The sequence below is a fragment of the Mumia xiangluensis genome (genome assembly GCF_010994095.1).
In the GTDB taxonomy this organism is placed as follows: Bacteria; Actinomycetota; Actinomycetes; order Propionibacteriales; family Nocardioidaceae; genus Mumia; species Mumia xiangluensis.
The window spans coordinates 303,340-323,441 of record NZ_WJYO01000005.1 but is presented as its reverse complement, the minus strand read 5'-3'; the positions used below and the strand labels follow the sequence as shown (position 1 = coordinate 323,441).

16 protein-coding genes are annotated in these 20,102 nt (G+C 71.9%); 5 read left to right on the top strand and 11 right to left on the bottom strand.

The features are described 5' to 3' along the window. The first annotated feature begins 71 nt into the window (after positions 1–71). Positions 72–893, top strand: a complete 822-nt coding sequence (locus GH747_RS16965) for a TetR/AcrR family transcriptional regulator (RefSeq protein WP_149770800.1) — start codon at positions 72–74, stop codon at positions 891–893. A 63-nt stretch (positions 894–956) separates the two neighbouring features. Beyond that, positions 957–1,733, top strand: a complete 777-nt coding sequence (locus GH747_RS16960) for a hypothetical protein (RefSeq protein WP_149770799.1) — start codon at positions 957–959, stop codon at positions 1,731–1,733. Between the two features lie 14 nt (positions 1,734–1,747). Here the strand turns inward: GH747_RS16960 and GH747_RS16955 are convergent, their stop codons facing one another. The 3 genes from GH747_RS16955 to GH747_RS16945 are packed head-to-tail and all read right to left on the bottom strand — an operon-like array spanning position 1,748 to position 4,331. Beyond that, positions 1,748–2,554, bottom strand: a complete 807-nt coding sequence (locus GH747_RS16955) for an ABC transporter permease (protein ID WP_149770798.1) — start codon at positions 2,552–2,554, stop codon at positions 1,748–1,750. Beyond that, positions 2,554–3,408: an ABC transporter permease gene (locus GH747_RS16950; protein WP_149770797.1), complete on the bottom strand. Its 855-nt coding sequence runs from the start codon at positions 3,406–3,408 to the stop codon at positions 2,554–2,556. Before GH747_RS16950 ends, GH747_RS16955 begins: the two co-directional genes overlap by 1 nt. Continuing rightward, the gene (locus tag GH747_RS16945) at positions 3,405–4,331 is read right to left on the bottom strand and encodes an ABC transporter ATP-binding protein (RefSeq protein WP_228552963.1); all 927 of its coding nucleotides are present in this window, start codon (positions 4,329–4,331) and stop codon (positions 3,405–3,407) included. The genes GH747_RS16950 and GH747_RS16945 overlap by 4 nt, the downstream gene beginning before the upstream one ends. A 108-nt stretch (positions 4,332–4,439) precedes the next feature. Between GH747_RS16945 and GH747_RS16940 the strand changes: the two genes are divergently transcribed. From GH747_RS16940 to GH747_RS16930, 3 genes are read left to right on the top strand one after another with little or no spacing between them, the layout of a single operon-like run. Next, a complete protein-coding gene (locus GH747_RS16940) occupies positions 4,440–5,096 on the top strand; it encodes a hypothetical protein (protein ID WP_149770796.1) in 657 nt (218 codons plus the stop codon). Between the two features lie 45 nt (positions 5,097–5,141). Then, on the top strand, positions 5,142–9,725 hold the full coding sequence (locus tag GH747_RS16935; RefSeq protein WP_149770795.1) for an ATP-dependent helicase: 4,584 nt from the start codon (positions 5,142–5,144) through the stop codon (positions 9,723–9,725). Between the two features lie 2 nt (positions 9,726–9,727). Further along, on the top strand, positions 9,728–10,528 hold the full coding sequence (locus GH747_RS16930; RefSeq protein WP_149770794.1) for a DNA-formamidopyrimidine glycosylase family protein: 801 nt from the start codon (positions 9,728–9,730) through the stop codon (positions 10,526–10,528). 13 nt (positions 10,529–10,541) lie between these two features. On the opposite strand, the gene GH747_RS16925 is transcribed toward GH747_RS16930, so the two are convergent. The 8 genes from GH747_RS16925 to GH747_RS16890 form a co-directional block, all read right to left on the bottom strand. Continuing rightward, positions 10,542–11,168 (bottom strand): GNAT family N-acetyltransferase, encoded by a 627-nt coding sequence (locus tag GH747_RS16925; protein ID WP_163695711.1) that lies wholly within the window; start codon positions 11,166–11,168, stop codon positions 10,542–10,544. Positions 11,169–11,170: 2 nt separating this feature from the next. After that, positions 11,171–11,464, bottom strand: a complete 294-nt coding sequence (locus GH747_RS16920; protein ID WP_149770792.1) for a helix-turn-helix domain-containing protein — start codon at positions 11,462–11,464, stop codon at positions 11,171–11,173. A gap of 124 nt (positions 11,465–11,588) precedes the next feature. Next, positions 11,589–12,068, bottom strand: a complete 480-nt coding sequence (locus tag GH747_RS16915) for a CinA family protein (protein WP_149770791.1) — start codon at positions 12,066–12,068, stop codon at positions 11,589–11,591. A 3-nt stretch (positions 12,069–12,071) separates the two neighbouring features. Beyond that, positions 12,072–12,746 (bottom strand): CDP-diacylglycerol--glycerol-3-phosphate 3-phosphatidyltransferase, encoded by a 675-nt coding sequence (gene pgsA / locus GH747_RS16910; protein WP_149770790.1) that lies wholly within the window; start codon positions 12,744–12,746, stop codon positions 12,072–12,074. A gap of 80 nt (positions 12,747–12,826) precedes the next feature. Beyond that, positions 12,827–14,500 (bottom strand): helix-turn-helix domain-containing protein, encoded by a 1,674-nt coding sequence (locus GH747_RS16905; protein ID WP_149770789.1) that lies wholly within the window; start codon positions 14,498–14,500, stop codon positions 12,827–12,829. A gap of 1 nt (position 14,501) precedes the next feature. Further along, positions 14,502–17,036, bottom strand: coding sequence for an FtsK/SpoIIIE family DNA translocase (locus tag GH747_RS16900; RefSeq protein ID WP_149770788.1), 2,535 nt, complete (start codon positions 17,034–17,036; stop codon positions 14,502–14,504). 196 nt (positions 17,037–17,232) lie between these two features. Continuing rightward, on the bottom strand, positions 17,233–18,486 hold the full coding sequence (gene arcA, locus GH747_RS16895; RefSeq protein WP_149770787.1) for an arginine deiminase: 1,254 nt from the start codon (positions 18,484–18,486) through the stop codon (positions 17,233–17,235). A 23-nt stretch (positions 18,487–18,509) separates the two neighbouring features. Continuing rightward, positions 18,510–19,961 carry a basic amino acid/polyamine antiporter gene (locus tag GH747_RS16890; protein WP_149770786.1) on the bottom strand — a complete coding sequence of 484 codons (1,452 nt, stop codon included), beginning with the start codon at positions 19,959–19,961 and terminating at the stop codon, positions 18,510–18,512. Between the last annotated feature and the right edge of the window lie 141 nt (positions 19,962–20,102).

The following is a 20,102-nucleotide window of genomic DNA, read 5'->3' as shown; positions in this document are numbered from 1 at the left end:
TATGCTGAACAGTGATAACCGATGTCAAGGGGTCCGGGACATCCACGTCCGGGCCTGTCAAGGTAGGGACCATGACGACGCAGGGCGAGCAGGCCACCGAGAAGCCGACGCGGCGCGACCAGCAGCGCCTGGCGACTCTCGACGAGATCGTGCGCACCGCCCGCTCCCAGCTCGTCGAGACCCACGAGATCTCGCTGCGCGCCGTCGCCAACGGGATGGGCATGACCGCACCCGCGCTCTACCGCTACGTCAGCAGCCTCGAGGACCTGACGCTGCGCGTCGCAGCCCGCGTGTACGACGACCTGCTCGAGACGCTCGAGGCCACGGCGGCGCCGTACGCCGGAGACCCCGCCGCGCAGCTCGTCGCCGGCGCGGCTGCCTTCCGGCAGTGGTCGCTGGCGCACCGCGAAGAGTTCGGGCTGACGTTCGCCAACCCGATCACGAGCATGGTGAAGACGGCCGACCTCCCCGCCGACCTGCACGGCGAACCCCCGTCCACCCCGCAGCCCTCCCCCGCCGTGCTCGGCGCCGACTGCGCCGCCGCGGCCCACCGCTTCGGCAGCTTCTTCGGCGGACTCGTCATGGAGGTCTGGGAGCGCGAGGGCTACCCGGAGGCCGGGACGGTCCCTCCCCCGGACGAGGCGGACCTCGGCGACGCGCTCACCGAGAAGACCGGCCAGGAGGTTCCCGACGAGGCGTCGTGGGCGTTCATGCGGTCGTGGGCGCGGTTGTACGGGACGACGGCGCTCGAGGTGTTCGGGCACATCGACGCCCAGGTCGTCGCCAACGGCGCCCTCTTCCGCGACACCATGACCGACTGCGGCGAGCTGCTCGGCCTCCAGTCACGCCGCGACGACCTTCAGAAGGTCGTCGCCGAGGTGCTCGCCGGCTGACACCGACGACGTGGCACGCTTGCCGCACCGTCACGACGACCGCGAGAGCGAGAGCGAGCAGGCATGAGCACGGGTGGGTCTCCGACTCCGGAGGAGCGCTTCGCCGTCATCAGCAGGAAGGCAGTCGTCATCCTCGCGTACGCCCTCGTGGCGGCGGCCTTCACGGCGTTCATCGCCGACCAGACCGCCCTCGGCGTCGTGCTCGTCGTCATCGCGTTCGTGACGCTCGTCGCGCGCGCCCTGTGGACGCTGCGGCGCGGCCTGCGGGTGGTGGCGGCACGAAAGAAGGCGCAGGTGCCGGCAGCACCGATCGCCACCCCGGATGCCCCGTCGGCCGTCGACCGCGTCGTCGGGGATCTCGTCGGTATCAACGGCGACGAGCTGCCCTACGCGATCACCGCCAGCCGCTCGCCCGACGGCGTGGACGTCGAGGTCCGGTGGAAGTCCGAGGAGGTGCGCTGGCAGAGCCTCTTCGTCAAGGGGAGCGTCGCCTACGCCTGGCGGATGGACCTGACCCTCGACCCGTCGACCGCGCACTACCGGTTCACCGAGCACTCCGCGACGGCGTCGACCCGCACCACCGTCGGCGCCGACGGTGTCTCCGCCCGCGGCGCATGGAGCTGGAAGAAGGGCAAGACCGCGCTCCAGCAGTCCCTCACGATCTCCGAGGGCGCCGACGGCCAGGTCGTCGTCGGCGGTGGCGATGCTCGGCGCACCTCCTGGGACGGCGTCGCACACATCCAGCCCGCCGACGCCAAGGTGCCGGTCTTCACGGTGCTGCGCAACCACGGCTGGCGGCCGCGGCACGACTGGTTCGGGGCACGCCTCTTCGAGAGGTAGCCCGGCGTCGCCGATCAACGCAGGATCAGCACCCCCACCCGGCGACCCGCCACCCGCAGCCCCAACGCGCCCATCACGGCGAAGTATGTGATCGGCACGAGCAGCTCGGGTCCGACCGCGCCGGTCGTGAGCGAACGCACGAGGTCGACGGCCTGGTAGAGCGGCGTCACGGTCACGATGGTCTGCATCCAGTCGGGGTAGGCCGACAGCGGGTAGAAGGTCGCCGAGAACAAGAACATCGGCATGATCGCGACCTGGATGAACTCGAAGTCCTGCCACGAGCGCATCCACGTCGTGAGCGCCAGTCCGGCAGCCGCGAAGCCGAACGCGATCAGAAGCGCGGCCGGCAGCGCCAGCAGCGTCCACCACGACGAGGTCAGTCCGAGCGCCGCCATGATCACGACGAACGCGGCAGCGTACGCGGCGCCGCGGACGGTCGCCCACAGGACCTCGCCGACCGCGGCATCGACCGGCCGCAACGGCGTCGCGAGCACCGCGTCGTACAGCTTCTCGTACTTGAGCCGGAAGAAGAACCCGTACGTCGCGTCGAAGAGGGCGCCGTTCATCGCCTGCGTCGCGAGCATCGCCGGGGCGAGGAAGGCCGTGTAGCTGATCGTGCGCCCGTCGTCGAGCGTGACCTCGCCGACCAGCGCGGCGACCCCCACACCGATCGACAGCAGGTAGAAGAGCGGCTCGAGGAATCCCGACGCGAAGGCCGCCGGCGCGCGCTTGTAGACGCGGACGTGACGCTCCAGGAGCGGGTAGGCGGTGGGGTGGGCCGCGCCGCGCGACGTGCCCCGGAGAACCGTCGAGGACGCCATCAGATCCTCCCCAGCCGACGGGCGAACTGCCGCTGCGCCAGCACCCAGCCGACGGCGGTGACCAGCACCAGGTAGCCGACGTGGACCCACGCCGCGGACGTGACCTCACCGGTCGTGGCCATCCGGCAGAGCTCGACGCCGTGCCACACCGGGAGGACCTTGGCGAGGGCCTCCACGGCAGCAGGGAGCTGGTCCACCGGGAAGTAGGCGCCGGAGAACAGCGTCATCGGGATGATGCCGAGCCGGAACACCAGCCCGAGCGCCGTGTCCTCCTTCGCCCACCCCGCGTACGCGATGACCGGTGTCGTGTGGGCGACCCCGACGAGAAGCGCGGCGCCGACCAGCGCGAACCCGCCGAGCACGCTGCTGATCGTGCCGAACAGCGCGACCACCACGGAGAGCAGGACCACCGCGATCAGCACCCGGACCGCCACGTACGCGGTGGCCCCGTTGACGAGGTCGCGCACCCGCAGCGAGGTCGCGCGCATCGCGTAGTAGATCTTGGTCCAGGTGAACCCCGCGTAGACCGGGAACGTGCTCTCGCCGGCAGCGCCCATCACCGCCGTCACCGCGACCATGCCCGGGGCGATGAAGGCGAGGTACGAGAGTCCGCCGAGCGCTGCGGTGCCCTCGCCGGTGGAGCCGGCGCCGCCGTCGTCGACGAAGGTCCCGAGCCCGAGCCCGAGGGAGGCCAGCGTGAGCGCGGGAAGGACGGAGTACGAGAAGGCCGAGCCGCGCCACGTACGGCGGAGCACCGTCGCGTAGTACGGCGCCTGGCGGGCCAGCGCCTGCCAGACCGTCGGCGCGCCTGCGGGCGTTCGGACGCCTGTCGGCGACTGCGTGCCGGTGCTCATGCGTCCAGCGACCGTCCGGTCAGCCGGAGGAACACGTCCTCCAGGGACGAGCGGCGTACGAGCGTGCTCCGGGGTTCGAGCCCGCGCGCCATCGCCTCCTCGACGACCTTCTCGCCGTCGGCGACGTAGAGCAGCACGCGGTCCGGGAGAACCTCGACGCGCTCGGCGAGGTCCTCGACGCGCTCGGCCGCGGCTTCGTTCTCGCCGACGCCCATGCGGAGCTCGACGACCTCGCGCGTCGAGTAGCGCGCGATCAGCGACAGCGGTGACCCCTCCGCCGCGATCAGGCCGCCGTCCATCACGACCAGCCGGTCGCACAGCTGCTCGGCCTCGTCCATGTAGTGCGTGGTGAGGACGATCGTGACCCCGGTCTGCTTGAGGCGGTGGAGCTGGTCCCACACCACGTGGCGCGCCTGCGGGTCGAGCCCGGTGGTCGGCTCGTCGAGCAGCAGGAGCTCTGGCTCGTTGACGAGCGAGCGTGCGATCGTCAGTCGTCGCTTCATGCCGCCCGACAGGTCCTCGACCATGCCGTGAGCCTTCTCGGTCAGCTTCACGAACTCGAGCAGCTCGTCGGCCTTGCGGGCGGCATCGCGACGCCCGATCCCGAAGTAGCGCGCGTAGACGACGAGGTTGTCGCGGACGGTCAGGTCGCCGTCGAGCGAGTCCTCCTGCGGGCAGACGCCGATCCGGGCGCGGATCGCCGGGCCGTCGGACTCCGGGTCGAGGCCGAGGATCCGCAGGCTCCCGCCGGTCAGCGGCGACACCGCGGCGACCATGCGCATCGTCGACGACTTGCCTGCGCCGTTGGGCCCGAGGAACCCGAACGCCTCGCCGCGCTCGACACTCACGTCGATGCCCTTGACGGCCTCGAAGTCGCCGTACGCCTTGCGCAGTGCCTGCGCCTCGATCATCGGTTGGCTCACTGTTCGAGCCTAGGGAGGTGCGCCGACGATTGTCTTGTCGTTAACGGCGGCCGCCGCACCGCGGTCCGGCAGGGATCGCGACCCGGAGCGTGGTCTACCGTGTCGGCGATGCCCTTCCGCCTGATCCGCCCCGAGTCGCTGCCCTGGCTGGACGTCGCTTCGCCGTCGCCGGCGGACGCTGATCGCGCCGCGGCGCAGCTGCGTGACGACTACGAGCGCTGGTCGCGCTGGTCGCTGGGGCTTTTCGCCTTCGTCGTGGCGATCCTCGGACTGTTCACCGCCCTCGGCATCGCCTCCACCGCGTACGCGCTCGACGTCGGCGTCCACCTGGTCGACGTGGTCGCCGTGCTGGTCGCGGGCGGGATCGGGCTGGCCGGGACTTCGGTCCTGGCCCTGCTGTGGCGCAGCGGACGGCGGCTCACCCGGGCCGCCGCGGCGTGGACACGTCTCCCGTACGAGGTCAGTGGCCGGACACGGACCGCTGCCGGCTGGCTCGGGGCGCGGACCGTGAACGTCGAGGCACGCATCTTCGTCCGGGTGACGACCAGCACGCTCGCGCTGCTGCTCGCCGTGGCGTGCATCTCCGTCGCCGTCCGAGACGTGGTCACCGGCACCAGCACGGTGACGCTCGCTGCTGCGGCCGTCGGCGTCCTCGCCCTGCTGTGCGGGCTGGGCCAGATGGGTGGCGTGCTCCGGATCGTGTCGGGCCTCAGCGAGGCGGACCCCCTGTGGCACCGCATCCGGACGTCGGTCAAGCGAGGCTGAAGGCCTCCGCCCGCAACTGTCGGTGCCGCGAGGCAGGATGGACGGGTGCCCGACGTGCTCGACCGCTTCTCCCCCGCTACCGCCGCGTGGTTCCGGGGTGCCTTCCCTGCGCCGACGACCGCCCAGGTCGGGGCGTGGGACGCGATCGCTGACGGCCACCATGCTCTCGTCGTCGCGCCGACCGGCTCCGGCAAGACGCTGTCGGCCTTCCTGTGGGCGCTCGACCGCCTCACCACCGGTCCCGAGCCCGACGACGCCAAACGCCGGACGCGCGTCCTCTACGTGTCCCCGCTCAAGGCGCTCGCCGTGGACGTCGAGCGCAACCTCCGCTCCCCCCTGGTCGGCATCACGCAGACCGCGAAGCGCCTCGCCGCGTCGGGCGAGTCCGAGCCGCCCCGCGACGTGACGGTCGGGGTGCGCTCCGGTGACACGACGCCAGCCGAGCGCCGGGCCTTGTCGACACGCCCGCCCGACATCCTCATCACCACCCCCGAGTCGCTCTTCCTCGTCCTGACCTCAGCAGCGCGCGAGTCCCTGCGCGGCGTCGAGGCCGTGATCGTCGACGAGGTGCACGCGGTCGCCGGCACCAAGCGCGGCGCGCACCTCGCCCTCAGCCTGGAGCGCCTGGACGCGCTCCTCGAGCGACCAGCGCAGCGCATCGGCCTGTCGGCGACCGTACGCCCGCACGCCGAGGTCGCGCGGTTCCTCGGCGGCGCCGCCCCGGTCCGTGTCGTGGCGCCGGAGTCGGAGAAGCGCTGGGACCTCTCGGTCGTGGTGCCGGTCGAGGACATGACGGCCCTCCCGACGCGTGGCTCCGACGGTGGCGACGACGACCCGGACCCGCGGGACCAGGCATCCATCTGGCCGCACGTCGAGGAGCGTGTCGTCGACCTCGTCGAGGCGGCCCGCTCCTCGATCGTCTTCGCCAACTCGCGCCGGCTCGCCGAGCGGCTGACGGCACGGCTCAACGAGATCCACGCGGGACGCCTCGGCGTCGAGCTCCCCGACACCGGCTCTCCCGCGGCCGCGACGCCCGGCCAGTCCGGCACCGCCGCCGGGGTGTCGCCCCTCCTCGCGAGGGCACACCACGGCTCCGTCAGCAAGGAGCAGCGGGCCCTGATCGAGGACGACCTCAAGTCCGGCAGGCTGCCGTGCGTGGTCGCGACGTCGAGCCTGGAGCTCGGCATCGACATGGGCGCCGTCGACCTCGTCGTCCAGGTCGAGTCACCGCCGTCGGTCGCGAGCGGGCTGCAGCGTGTGGGCCGCGCCGGCCACCAGGTCGGCGAGGTCTCGCGCGGGGTCGTCTTCCCGAAGCACCGCACCGATCTCCTCGAGGCGACGGTGACGATCGAGCGGATGGTCAGCGGCGCGATCGAGGAGCTGAAGGTCCCCACGAACCCCCTCGACGTCCTCGCCCAGCAGGTCGTGGCCGGCTGTGCGCTGGAGGCGTGGGACGTCGACGTCCTGTACGAGACCGTCCGCCGCGCCGCGCCGTACGCCACGCTCCCCCGCTCCGCCTACGACGCCACGCTCGACCTCCTCGCCGGGCGCTACCCGTCCGACGAGTTCGCCGAGCTGCGGCCGCGCATCGTCTGGGACCGCGTGGCCAACACGATCACCGGCCGCCCGGGCGCGCAGCGGCTCGCTGTGACGTCCGGCGGGACGATCCCCGACCGCGGCCTCTTCGGCGTCTATCTCGTCGGTGCCGAGTCCACCGCCCGCGGGAGCGCCCGGGTCGGGGAGCTCGACGAGGAGATGGTGTACGAGTCGCGCGTCGGCGACGTCTTCGCGCTCGGGGCGACGAGCTGGCGGATCGAGGACATCACGCACGACCGGGTGCTCGTGTCACCCGCGTACGGCCAGCCGGGCCGCCTGCCGTTCTGGCGGGGCGACAACCCCGGGCGCCCGATCGAGCTCGGCCGGGCCCTGGGGGCGTTCACCCGCGCGATGGCCACCGGTGACCGCGACGAGGCCCGCGCACGGTGCGAGGCGGCCGGCCTCGACCCGTACGCGATCGACAACCTCTTCGCCCTCGTCGACGAGCAGCGGGCCGCCACCGGGCGGGTGCCCGACGACACCCTCCTGGTGGTCGAGCGGTTCCGCGACGAGCTCGGCGACTGGCGCCTCGTCCTCCACTCGCCGCTCGGGCTCGCCGTGCACGCGCCGTGGGCGCTGGCTGTCGGCGCTCGCGTGCGAGAGCGCTACGGCCTCGACTCCGCGAGCATGGCCAGCGACGACGGCATCGTCGTACGCCTGCCGGAGACCGACGCCGAGCCTCCGGGCGGAGAGCTGTTCGCGTTCACGCCCGAGGAGATCGAGGACCTGGTCACCGAGGAGGTCGGCGGGTCCGCGCTGTTCGCCGCCCGGTTCCGCGAGTGTGCAGCGCGGGCGTTGCTGCTCCCCCGCCGCGACCCCGGCCGTCGCAGCCCGCTCTGGCAGCAGCGTCAGCGCGCGGCGCAGCTGCTCGAGGTCGCCCGCCGTTATCCGACCTTCCCGATCGTCCTCGAGACGGTCCGCGAGGTCCTCCAGGACGTGTACGACGTCCCCTCGCTGGTGCAGATGATGCGCGACCTGGAGAGTCGCCGGCTGCGGGTCGTCGACGTGCAGACGCAGGAGCCGTCGCCGTTCGCGAAGTCGCTGCTCTTCGGCTACGTCGCGGCATTCCTCTACGAGGGCGACAGCCCGCTCGCAGAGCGCCGAGCGGCCGCGCTCTCGCTCGACTCGTCGCTGCTGTCGGAGCTGCTGGGACGCGCCGAGCTGCGCGACCTTCTCGACGCCGCCGTGATCGCCCAGACCGAGGCAGAGCTCCAGCGGCTGGACCCCGACCGCCGGGCCCGGGGCGTCGAGGGTGTCGCAGACCTGCTCCGGCTCCTCGGGCCGCTCACGTCCGACGAGGTCGCCGAGCGCTGCACCGAGCCGGCGGAGTCCGGTGCGTGGCTGGTCGAGCTGGCCGAGACGCGGCGCGTGCTGCGCGTGAGCTTCGCCGACGCGCAGTGGTGGGTGGCGGTCGAGGACGCGGGGCGCCTGCGCGACGCGCTCGGTGTGCCGGTGCCGATGGGCGTCCCCGACGCGTTCGTCGCTCCTGTGGAGGACCCGCTCGGCGACCTCGTCGCCCGCTTCGCCCGTACGCACGCCCCGTTCGTCGCCGGTGACGTCGCCGCGCGCTTCGGGCTCGGCGTCGCGGTGGTCTCGGAGACGCTGCGCAGGCTCGCAGGTCAGGGTCGCGTCACCGAGGGCGAGTTCACGCCCGGCGCGGGCGGCTCCGAGTGGTGCGACGCTGAGGTGCTCCGCCGGCTGCGCCGCCGGTCGCTGGCCGCGCTCCGCAAGGAGGTCGAGCCGGTCTCGCCGGAGACGCTCGGACGCTTCCTCCCCGCCTGGCAGCACGTGGGCGGCAGGCTGCGCGGGGTCGACGGTCTCGTCACGGTGGTCGAGCAGCTCGCTGGAGCATCCGTTCCCGCGTCCGCGCTGGAGCCGCTGGTGCTCCGGTCCCGCGTCCTCGACTACTCCCCCGCGATGCTCGACGAGCTCACCGCCGCGGGCGAGGTCGTGTGGTCGGCGGTCGGTTCGCTCCCCGGCAACGACGGCTGGGTCTCGCTTCACCTCGCCGACACCGCCCCCCTGACCCTCGCGCCGCCCTCCGAGCTCGAGCTCACCGCCCTCCAGGAGGCCGTGCTGGGCGTGGTCCAGTCCGGCGGCGCCTACTTCTTCCGCCAGCTCGCGGACGCCGTCGCGACCGGCAGCGACGCACCGACGGTCCCGGACACCGAGCTCGCCGATGCCCTGTGGGACCTGGTGTGGGCCGGATACCTCACCAACGACACGCTCGCACCGCTACGCACCCTCGTCGGCGCCGGCCGGACGGCGCACCGCCCCGCGCGCGGCGCGCCGCGCATCCGTGGCCGCCGCGCCCCCTCGTTCGCGCGTCCCTCGATGCCCACTCGTACGGGCCCGCCGACCGTCGGCGGCCGGTGGGCGCTCGTGCCGCGGCCCGAGGACAACCCGACCGTCCGTGCGCACGCGACCGCCGAGCAGCTCCTGGAGCGCCACGGTCTCGTCACCCGCGGCACGGCCGTGAGCGAGGGCGTGACCGGCGGGTTCGCTGCCGTCTACAAGGTGCTCAGCGGATTCGAGGAGGCCGGGCGCGCACGACGCGGCTACTTCGTCGACGGGCTCGGGGCCGCCCAGTTCGCGACGGCCGGCGCGGTCGACCGCCTCCGCTCCTACTCGCTCGAGCCCGGCTCCGACCCCGAGCGCCGCGCCGTCACGCTCGCCGCGACCGACCCTGCCAACCCGTACGGCGCCGCGCTCGGCTGGCCCGTCACGGCGGGCGGCCACCGCCCGGGGCGCAAGGCCGGCGCGCTCGTCGTCCTCGTCGACGGGGCCCTCTCCCTGTACGTCGAGCGTGGCGGCCGCACGCTGCTCACGTTCGACGACCTCGACGACCCGGAGGGCGCGGCGCGGCTCCAGCCGGCGATCGACGCACTCGCCACCGCCGTACGCGATGGCGCCCTCGGCCGGCTGACGGTCGAGAAGGCCGACGGCGAGGCCGTGCTCGGCACCGCTCTCGGCGACGCTCTCGCGCAGGCAGGGTTCCACGCGACACCGCGCGGCCTGCGCATCCGGGGCTGACCGTGCCCGAGGGCGACGCCGTCTGGCGCACCGCGCGACGTCTCGACCGTGCTCTCGGGGGCAGGACCCTGGTGCGCAGCGACTTCCGCGTGCCCGCGTTCGCGACCGTCGATCTCGCTGGCGAGACCGTGCACGAGGTGGTGAGCCGCGGCAAGCACCTCTTCGCCCACGTCGGCGAGGACGTCAGCATCCACACGCACCTCAAGATGGAGGGTGCGTGGCTGGTGTACGACCTCGGTGCACGCTGGACCCGCCCGGCGCACGAGGCGCGCATCGTCCTCGAGACCGAGCAGATCCAGGCCGTCGGTTTCGCCCTCGGCGTCGTCGAGGTCCTGAGCCGCGCCGACGAGGAAGCCGTCGTGGCACGCCTCGGACCCGATCTCCTCGATCCCGACTTCGATGCGGCTGAGGCGCTGCGGCGGCTGACGGCCGACCCCGGGCGCCGGCTCGCCGACGCGCTGCTCGACCAGGCCAACCTCGCGGGGATCGGCAACGTCTACCGCAACGAGATCATGTTCGTGCACGGACTCCACCCGGACTCGCAGGTCGCCGACGACCCCGACCCTGCCCGCACGATCCGGACCGCGCGCCGGATGCTGCTCGTCAACCGCGACTTCGCCGAGATCGTCACCACCGGCGTACGCCGCCGCGGCGAGCGCACCTGGGTGTACGGCCGGGGCGGCGAGCCGTGTCGGCGGTGCGGCACGCGCGTGGAGCGGCGAGCGCCGGTCGTGACGCAGTCCCGAGACGTCGACGAGCGCGTCACCTACTGGTGCCCGCGCTGCCAGCCGGCGCACGGATGACGAGGCGTGGCCCTCAGCCGAGGGCGACCAGCGCCGCGAGCAGGTCTGGCGGCAGCGGCCGGTCCGCGTACACGACGCGTTCGGTCGTGACCGTCGCCGGCAGCGTTGCCGGGGCGGGATGGGCCGAGCCGTCCACCGTTGCGGTCGCACCGCGCCACGCGAGGGTGAGGCCGACGCGGCCCAGGACGCGGATCGACGCCGGATTGGCGGTCAGAGCCCGCGCCGTCACCGGATCCTCACTGCCGCTGGCCGCGACTGCTGCCAGCGCCGTACGGGCTGCTTCCGTCGCCACACCGAGACCCCAGCTCGCAGGCGTGAAGCGGTAGCCGAGGTTCCAGGCTGAGAGCCCGTCTCCGAGGTCGGTCCAGGTCATGCCGACGGTGCCGAGGAAGGTGCCCGACGGGAGCGAGCCGAGGTCGGCTGTGGAGCGTACGGCCCAGTCCCCCAGACCGGCGGTCTCCCAGCTCGCCTCGGATCGATCGATCATCGCTGCTGCGCGGTCACGGCTCGCGTACCGGCCCGCCGGCAGGTGCCGCCAGGTCGCCGGGTCACCGTAGACGGCGAGGACGTCGTCGGCGTCAGCTGCCTGGAGTCGGTCGTACCGAAGGCGCGCCGACGCCAGCTGTGCCGGCTGCGACAAGCTCAGACGCCGACCGAGTCAGGAGCCGGCGTGAGCGCGATCGAGGCGTCGATCGTCGACTGCTCCTGGATCTCGAGGAGAGCACTCACATCACGCAGAACCTGCGACATCGGCACGTCGAGGGCGTCGCAGAGCGCGGCGAGAAGCTCCGAGCTGGGCTCCTTCTGACCACGCTCGACCTCGGAGATGTAGCCCAACGAGACACGGGCAGCGGCGGAGACGTCGCGCAGCGTCATGCCCTTGGCCATCCGTCGGGCACGCAGGACCTCTCCGATCAGACGTCGAAGCACCGTCATCTCACACCTCCGCTCTCGGATGTAGTACAACTCCTCGTCGAGCCGCGTTCTTCCCACCACTCTAGGCGCACCAGGAGCCAGAACGGCAACGGACCGCCGGAATGCGGTCAGAGCGCAGCAACGATCACCGCGTCCGGAGGCGCTCGGCGAGCAGCTCCAGGACTCCGTCAACAGTACTGGCACGGATCGAGGCCCGGTCTCCGTCGAGGGTCAGCAGCCGCGACTCGGCGCCCTCTGAATCGGCGACGGCGACGTACACGGTGCCCGCCGGCTTGCCCTCGGCCGGCCCTGGTCCGGCGACGCCGGTGGTCGCGAGCCCGTACGCCGCGCCCAGCCGGGTGCGTACGCCCACAGCCATCGCCGCAGCGACATCGGGGTCCACCGCACCGTGGGCTGCGAGCAGCAGCTCGTCGACCCCGAGAAGGGTCGCCTTCAGCTCGGTCGCGTACGCGACGACACCACCACGGACGACGTCTGACGCGCCCGGAACGTCCACGAGCCGGGCACACACCGCGCCACCGGTCAGCGACTCCGCCACGGCGACCGACTCCCCCCGGTCACGCAGAGCAGCGACGATGCGGCTCGGATCCGCGGAACCGGTCACCGGTCAGCTCAACGGGTGCTGCCCGGCGCCTGCATCGGTGGCAGGTGTCGAACTCTTGGCCTCGCGGACCATCCGGACCGCCTGGGCGACGTAGTCGAAGCCGGTCACGACCGTGACGAGCACCGCGGCGCCCATCGAGAGGTAGGCGATCCACATCATCCAGTCGGGCAGCAGCGCCTCGATCGGGAAGATGTACGCACCGAGCGCGACGGCCTGCAGCACCGTCTTGAGCTTGCCACCGCGAGACGCCGGCATGACGCCGTAGCGGATCACCGCGAACCGCATGACCGTGATGCCCCACTCGCGGACCAGCACCACGATCGTCACCCACCACGGGAGGGCACCGATGATCGAGAGCCCGACGAACGCCATGCCCGTGAGCGCCTTGTCGGCGATCGGGTCGGCGATCTTGCCGAAGTCGGTGATCAGGCCCCGACTGCGAGCGAGGTTGCCGTCGATGCGGTCGGTCGCCATCGCGACCACGAAGACGGCCCACGCCGCCAGGCGCAGGGTCGTGTCGCCGCCGCCGTCGATGAGCAGGAGCCAGCCGAACAGGGGGACGAACGCGATCCGGAGGACGGTCAGTGCGTTGGCGATGTTGTAGTTGCTGGGAGCCTCGCCGCTCGCGGGCGTCGTAGCGCCACTGGCCTGGCCGGTGTTCGGGTGACCTGCGTTCATCGTGTCTCCTCGGGCCGGTCAAGGGGATCTGGTCGGGCGGTGCCCCTCTCCGCGGACCGTCGTCCAGCCTATCGCCACCCTCAAGAATCACCGACTGTGGTGCGGGCCTTCCCTGAGTCGTCGCCGAGACGGCGTGCTTTGTCCCCGTTCACGGCGACGGTGGCGGCATCTCCGCGCCCGGCGGTCACTGTTGCGGGGCCGACGACGCTGACGCGCCGGAACTCGCCCTTCGCCAGGTCGCCCGACCAGATCGTGGTTCCGCGCGAGTCGGTGACGGTGACCTTCGTCGGCTTCTTCTCCTTGCCGCGGACCACGAGGTGGTTCGTCGTGGGAGCGCCGAGGCCCGCGAGCGCGGACGGGTCGGCCGGCGCTGGCGCAGCCTCCGTCGGCACGGTCGCCGGCGCCGTACCGTCCTCGCCCCCCACCACCACCTGCCCGATCCCCCAGATGATCGCCAGGACCAGGACGACGACGGTCAGCGCCACCCAGCTGCGGCCGCCGTGGGCGACGCGGATCGTGCGTGCACCGGTGGAGCGCTCGGCCTCGAACACGGCGCGAGCCGGGATCGGTGCCTGAGCGTACGACGCGTCGTACGCGCTGATCCAGGGGTCGGGATCGGCTCCGACGACGCGTGCGATCGCCCGCAGATGACCGCGCGCGTAGAAGTCGCCTCCGCACGCACTCGTGTCGTCGTCCTCCAGAGCCTCGATGACGTGGGGACGGATCCGGGTACGCGCTGCCAGGTCGTCGATCGTGACGCCGACGCGTTCGCGGGACTGGCGGAGCATCGCTCCCAGCGTCGCGGGGTCGGCCGCGGTCTCCGGGGAAGCGTCGACGGGCTCCTCGTCCGGCTCGGCAGGCGCCGCCTTCGTCGTCGGCGCGGGCGTGACCTCGATCGGCCGGTCGATCACGAGCTCGGGTCGGCCGCGGCTGGCGCGCAGGGCGGTCACGACCTTGAACCCGGGCGCGAGCGCCGAGGTGCCGGCGCTCTGGACCAGACCGAGGTCGATGCGGGCTGGGGCGGAGACGGGGACACCGCTGCTGTCGGGTGAGGTCGGGTCTCGATCGCTTCGCGCCTCGACCAGCGGGGAGGAGGCCTCGAGCGGCGCGGAGGTCGGCGCGGGCGGAGCGGAGGTCGGCGCGGGCGGCGCGGAGGAGGCCTCGAGCGGCGCGGAGGGCGGGGAGGGCTCGGACGGCTCGGCGGATGGCTCGGCCGGCGTCACTGTGGCGTCGCCCTCCGGCTGCCGCCGGACGACCACTCGGTCGTCGCCCGACAGGGCGGCGAAGGTCTGCGCCAGGTCCTCATGGCTCGCCCGGACCGCCAGGCCGAGCGGTACGACGTACGCCGTGCCGTCCGTGGCGACCACCTCGAGCGCGCCGTCGCGGAGGATCCCGCTCGGTTCGTCGACGAGGACGTGGTCGACCGCCTCCCAGGGCAGGCCTCGCCAGTCGCGCCCGTGGCGGAACCGGACACCGAGGTTGTCGGCGACGAGCAGGGGGCTGCGTCCGTCCCACCAGCCACGCCCGGCGAGCGCTGCCAGCACGAGGAGGACGAGCACGACGGGCCACAGGACGGCTGAACCGTCGAGGGCGCGCACGGCGTACAGGACCGCCAGAGCGCCCGCGCCCGCGGCGACCAGCGCCAGCGCCCCCGCGCTGCGGCGTACTTCGAGGACCTCGTCACGCAGCGTCGCCGCACCGGGCGCGTCTGGTCGATCCGCGGCGCTTCGATCCGTGTCCAGCCGATCCGTCATGTCACTCCCCTCGCAGGGTCTCCAGTACCTCGTCCAGGTCGTCGGGCTTGATCAGCACGTCGCGCGCCTTCGAGCCCTCGCTCGGTCCCACGACACCGCGGGACTCGAGGATGTCCATGAGCCGCCCGGCCTTCGCGAAGCCGACGCGCAGCTTGCGCTGGAGCATCGACGTCGAGCCGAACTGGGTGTTGACGACGAGCTCGACGGCCTGCAGGACGAGCTCGAGGTCGTCGCCGATGTCGTCGTCGATCTCACGCTTGGTGGCCTGCGGCGCGGTGACGTCCTCGCGGTAGACCGGCTGCAGCTGTTCCTTGCAGTGCTGGACGACCTCGTGGATCTCCTTCTCGGTGATCCAGGCGCCCTGCATGCGCAGCGCCTTGTTCGCCCCCATCGGGAGGAACAGGCCGTCACCGCCGCCGACCAGCTTCTCGGCGCCCGGCTGGTCGAGGATCACGCGGCTGTCGGCGAGCGACGACGTCGCGAACGCCAGTCGGCTGGGCACGTTGGCCTTGATCAGGCCGGTGACGACGTCGACGCTGGGGCGCTGGGTCGCGAGCACCAGGTGGATCCCGGCGGCACGCGCGAGCTGGGTGATGCGGACGATCGAGTCCTCGACGTCGCGCGGCGCCACCATCATGAGGTCGGCGAGCTCGTCGACGACGACGAGGAGGTACGGGTACGGGGCAAGGACGCGTTCGCTGCCCGGCGGCACCTTCACCGTCCCGGCCTGGACCGCCTTGTTGAAGTCGTCGATGTGCCGGAACCCGAAGTTGGCCAGGTCGTCGTAGCGGAGGTCCATCTCGCGCACGACCCACTGGAGCGCCTCGGCGGCCTTCTTGGGGTTCGTGATGATCTGGGTGATGAGGTGCGGGATGCCCTCGTACGCGGTGAGCTCGACGCGCTTCGGGTCGACGAGGATCATCCGGACCTCGTCGGGCGTCGCTCGCATCAGCACCGACGAGATCATCGAGTTGATGAAGCTCGACTTGCCCGAGCCGGTCGCACCGGCGACCAGCAGGTGGGGCATCTTCGCCATGTTGGCGACCACGAACCCGCCCTCGACGTCCTTGCCGAGCCCGACGACCATCGGGTGGTGGTCGCTGCGGGCCCGGTTGGACCGCAGGACGTCGCCCAGCGAGACGGTCTCCTTGTCGGTGTTGGGGATCTCGATGCCGATCGCCGACTTGCCGGGGATCGGCGACAGGATCCGGACCTCGTTGGAGGCGACGGCGTACGAGATGTTCTTGGCGAGGGCGGTGATCTTCTCGACCTTGACGCCCTGGCCGAGCTCGATCTCGTACCGGGTGACCGTCGGGCCGCGGGTGTAACCCGTGACCTCGGCGTCGACGCCGAACTCCTCGAGCACCGTCGTGAGCCGGGCGACGACCGCGTCCGACGCCGCGGTGCGCGCCTTGTGCGGAGTGCCTTCGCGGAGCATCTTGTCGGCCGGCAGCGTGTAGACGATGTCGCCCGACAGCGCGAGCTGCTCGGCACGGGCCGGCAGAGGCGTCATCGGAGGCAGCTCGACGGGCTCGTCGGCGCGCGCCGCGTCGGCCGCGGGCACGTCGACGCCGACGGTGTCCTCGTCGGGCGCGGCCTTCTTGAGCTTGCCCTTGCGCGCCCCGGTATCGACGGTGGGCTCCTCGTCGGGCCCGACCACGAGCGGGTTGTCGTACGGGACGTCGCTGCCGGTGCCGCCGCGCGGGCCACGCTTGCGGGTGGCTGGCTCCTCGGGTGCCTGGTCGTCGAGCGGCTCGTGGTTCCGGGTGCCGATGATCAGGTCGCGCGCGCCGCGGATGCGGTCCGGGATGCGGTAGACCGGGGTGCCCGTGATCACGAGCAGCCCGAAGAACGCGAGCAGGACGAGCAGCGGCACCGTGACGTACGGGGTGCGCAGGAGGTCGTCGAGCAGCTTGGAGACGCCGAACCCGATCGCGCCGCCGGCGTCTCGGATGCCTTCGCCGCCGGCGTCGGACGGCTTCGGGATGCCGTTGGCGATGGAGACGATGCCGAGGACGCCCCCGGCCAGCGCGGCCCACCCGATGACCTGGCGGCCGAGCGGCCCGTTGGCCTCGGGGTTGCGCATCGTGCGAGCGCCCGCGACGAACAGGGCGAGCGGCACGGTCCAGGCGAGGAGCCCGACGCTGTTGGAGACTGCCTCGGCGACCGCGTGGGTGACGGGGCTGTCGACCTGGAACCAGACAGCACCGACGACGACCACGCCGAGACCGATGAGTGCGAGACCGATGCCGTCGCGGCGGTGCTCCGGGTCGAGGTCGCGCGCGGCCGTCCCGATGCTGCGGACGATCGCGCCCAGCATGCGGGCGATGCCCATCCAGATCGCGGCGATCCCGCGGCCGAGCGCCGTGAAGGCACGGGTGAACGGGCCAGGGCCGGTCCTCGGCGGCGGTGCGGGCGGTCGACGTTTCGTCGAGCCGCGGCCGCGCTGCTGCTGCGGACGTCGGTCCTGGCCGCCGGACGACCGCGAGTTCTTCTTAGACGACCCTCGCGGTGGGGAAGACGTACGGCTCGCCATGATGGCGAGCCTAAGGGCGTGCCGCGCCGATCCTCGGTAGCCCACGCCGGGCGCTCGGCCCAGTTCGCCGGTGCCTCAGCGTCCAGCACCTCCGCCCGGCGGTGCCTCAGCGTCCAGCACCTCCGCCCGGCGGTGCCTCAGCGTCCACCGCACGCGCGCCGGTGGACGCTGAGGCACCGCCACGCGGCGAGGAGCGTCAGAAGTCCACGGGTTCCCGGACGATCGGGCACGTCATGCAGTGCCCGCCGCCGCGGCCACGACCCAGCTCGGCACCGACGATCGTGATCACCTCGACCCCCGCCTTGCGCAGGAGGGCGTTCGTCTCGGTGTTGCGGTCGTAGGTGAACACGACGCCCGGCTCGAGCGCGACGGCGTTGTTGCCGGAGTCCCACTGCTGGCGCTCCGACGCGTAGACGTCGCCACCGGTCTCGATCACCCGCAGCTCCGGCAGCCCCAGCGACTCGGCGACGACCTCGACGAACCGCCCCTCCCCCTCGTCGACGACCTCGACACCCGGAGCCTGGTCGCTCGGGTAGAGCGAGAACGTGTGGACGCCGTCCATGATCCGCGGGTACAGCGTCACGATGTCGCGGTCGGCGAACGTGAACACCGTGTCGAGGTGCATCGCAGCCCGCAGCTTCGGCATGCCCGCGACGACGACGCGTTCGGCGGCACCCTGCGCGAACAGCGCCTGCGCCACCTGGGTGATCGCCTGTCGCGACGTGCGCTCGCTCATGCCCATGAGGACGACACCGTCGCCGACCGGCATGATGTCGCCGCCCTCGAACGTCGCCTGCCCCCAGTCCTGCTCGGGGTCGCCCCACCACACGGTCGAGCCGACGAAGTCCGGGTGGTACGAGTAGATCGCCTTCATCAGCAGGGTCTCGTCGTGCCGGGCCGGCCAGTAGAGCGGGTTCAGCGTCACTCCCCCGTACAGCCAGCAGGTCGTGTCGCGCGTGTAGAGCGTGTTCGGCAGCGGCGGCATCAGGTACTCCTGGACGCCGGTCGACTCCCTCGCCATCGCGACGTACGGGGTGCGGAAGTCCTCCGGGAGGTCGACGGTCGCCATCCCGCCGATCAGCAGCTCCGCCAGCGGCGCCGGGTCGAGCGACTCGAGATACTCGCGAGTGCCGTCGAGGAGCCCGAGGCCGACCTCGTTCGGCACGATCTTGCGGTCGAGGAGCCACTCGCGTGCCTCGGGGATGGCGACGGTCTGCGCGAGCAGGTCGTGCAGCTCGACCACCTCGACGCCGCGGTTGGTGAGCTTGTTGACGAAGTCCGCGTGGTCGCGCTGCGCGTTCTCCACCCACATCACGTCGTCGAACAGGAGGTCGTCGGCGTTGGTCGGGGTCAGTCGGCGGTGCGCCAGCCCGGGCCGGCAGACGAGGACCTTGCGCAGCCGTCCGACCTCGGAGTGGACGCCGTACGAGGCGGAGACGTTGTCGCTCATTGCTCAGCAGCCTTTCTTGGAGGTCAGAGGGTGATGCGGCCGGTCCACAGCGCGATGGCGCCGCCGACCGCCGCGACGACGATGACGACGAACAGCGCGACCTCGGTCGGGGTGAAGAGACGACGGCCGTTCTCGGTGCGCGCCTTCACGTAGAGAACCGTGGCGGGCGCGAGGATCAGCGCCGACAGGATGAGGAACTCCAGTCCGGCGGCGTCGAAGAGGAAGAGCGTGTACGCCGTCGCGACGCCGGCGATGATCGTCTCCTTGCGCCGGACCCGCGACGACTCGCCCTCGTACGACTCCCCCGTGAGGCCGAGCTTGAGGGCGTACGCGGCGGCGAGGAAGTACGGCAGCAGCGCGAGGCTGGTGCTCAGGTCGAGCATGAAGTTGAGCGCGTCCTCGATGACGAGGGTGAGTGCGAGCAGGGCCTGGACGCCGAGCGAGGTCACGACGAGCGCGGTGATCGGGGTGCCCTTGGAGTTCTCCTGGCCGAGGAAGCGGGGGAAGTCGTCGTTGCGGGCCGGGATGAACATGACCTCGGCCGCCATCAGGGTCCACGCCAGGTAGGCGCCGAGGACGGACACGATGACGGCGACGCTGATGAAGATCTCGCCCCAGTCCCCCACGACCGACTCGAAGACGCCGACCATCGACGGCTGCCGGGTGTCGGCGAGCTCCGGCTGCGGCACCACCGAGTAGCTCGAGAGCGTGACGAGCGCGAACAGCGACAGCACGCTGAGGAACCCGAGCACGGTCGCGCGCCCGACGTCGGAGCGCTTCTTGGCGTAGCGCGAGTACACGCTCGCGCCCTCGATGCCGATGAACACGAAGGTGGTGATGATCATCGTGTTGCGAACCTGCTCGTCGAGGTTGCCGAGGTCGCCGTACCCGTAGGCGGTCCAGTTGTCGGCGAACACGTCGGCGTCGAAGTTCAGGAACAGCACGATGATGAACACGATGATCGGGAGGATCTTGAAGACGGTGACGATCCGGTTGATGACCGCCGCGTCGCGGACCCCTCGGGAGATCAGCGTGTGGAAGAACCACACACCCGCCGTGCCGAGGGCCACCGCCAGCACCGTGTCGCCGTCGCCGAAGCCCTCGAAGAACGCGCCGAGGGTGGCGGTGATGAAGACCCAGTAGAACGTGTTGCCCGCGACGGCGCTCGCCCAGAACCCGATCGCCGAGTTGAAGCCCGCGTAGTCGCCGAATCCCGCCTTGGCGTAGATGAAGACGCCCGAGTCCAGGTCGGGCTTGCGGTTGGCGAGGTTCTGGAACACGAACGCGAGCATGAGCATGCCGGTGCCGGCGATCGCCCAGGCGATCAGCGACCCGAGGATGCCGGTCGCGACCCCGAAGCGCGCCGGGAGCGAGAACACTCCCGCGCCCACCATGCCGCCGACCACCATCGCGGTGAGTGTCGGAAGGGTCAGCTTGTTGATCGTCGAGGGTGTCGCAGCCTCGGTCGTACTCATCCGAACTCCCCTGGTCGCGCCTTCAGGGGTGACGTTAGGGGTCAGCGCGGTTCGCCGCACGACGGAACCGCCGCGTCAAACCACACGGAGCGGTCAACGCGGTCCATGGCTGCCAGCTGGTGACACCTATGGACCGCACTC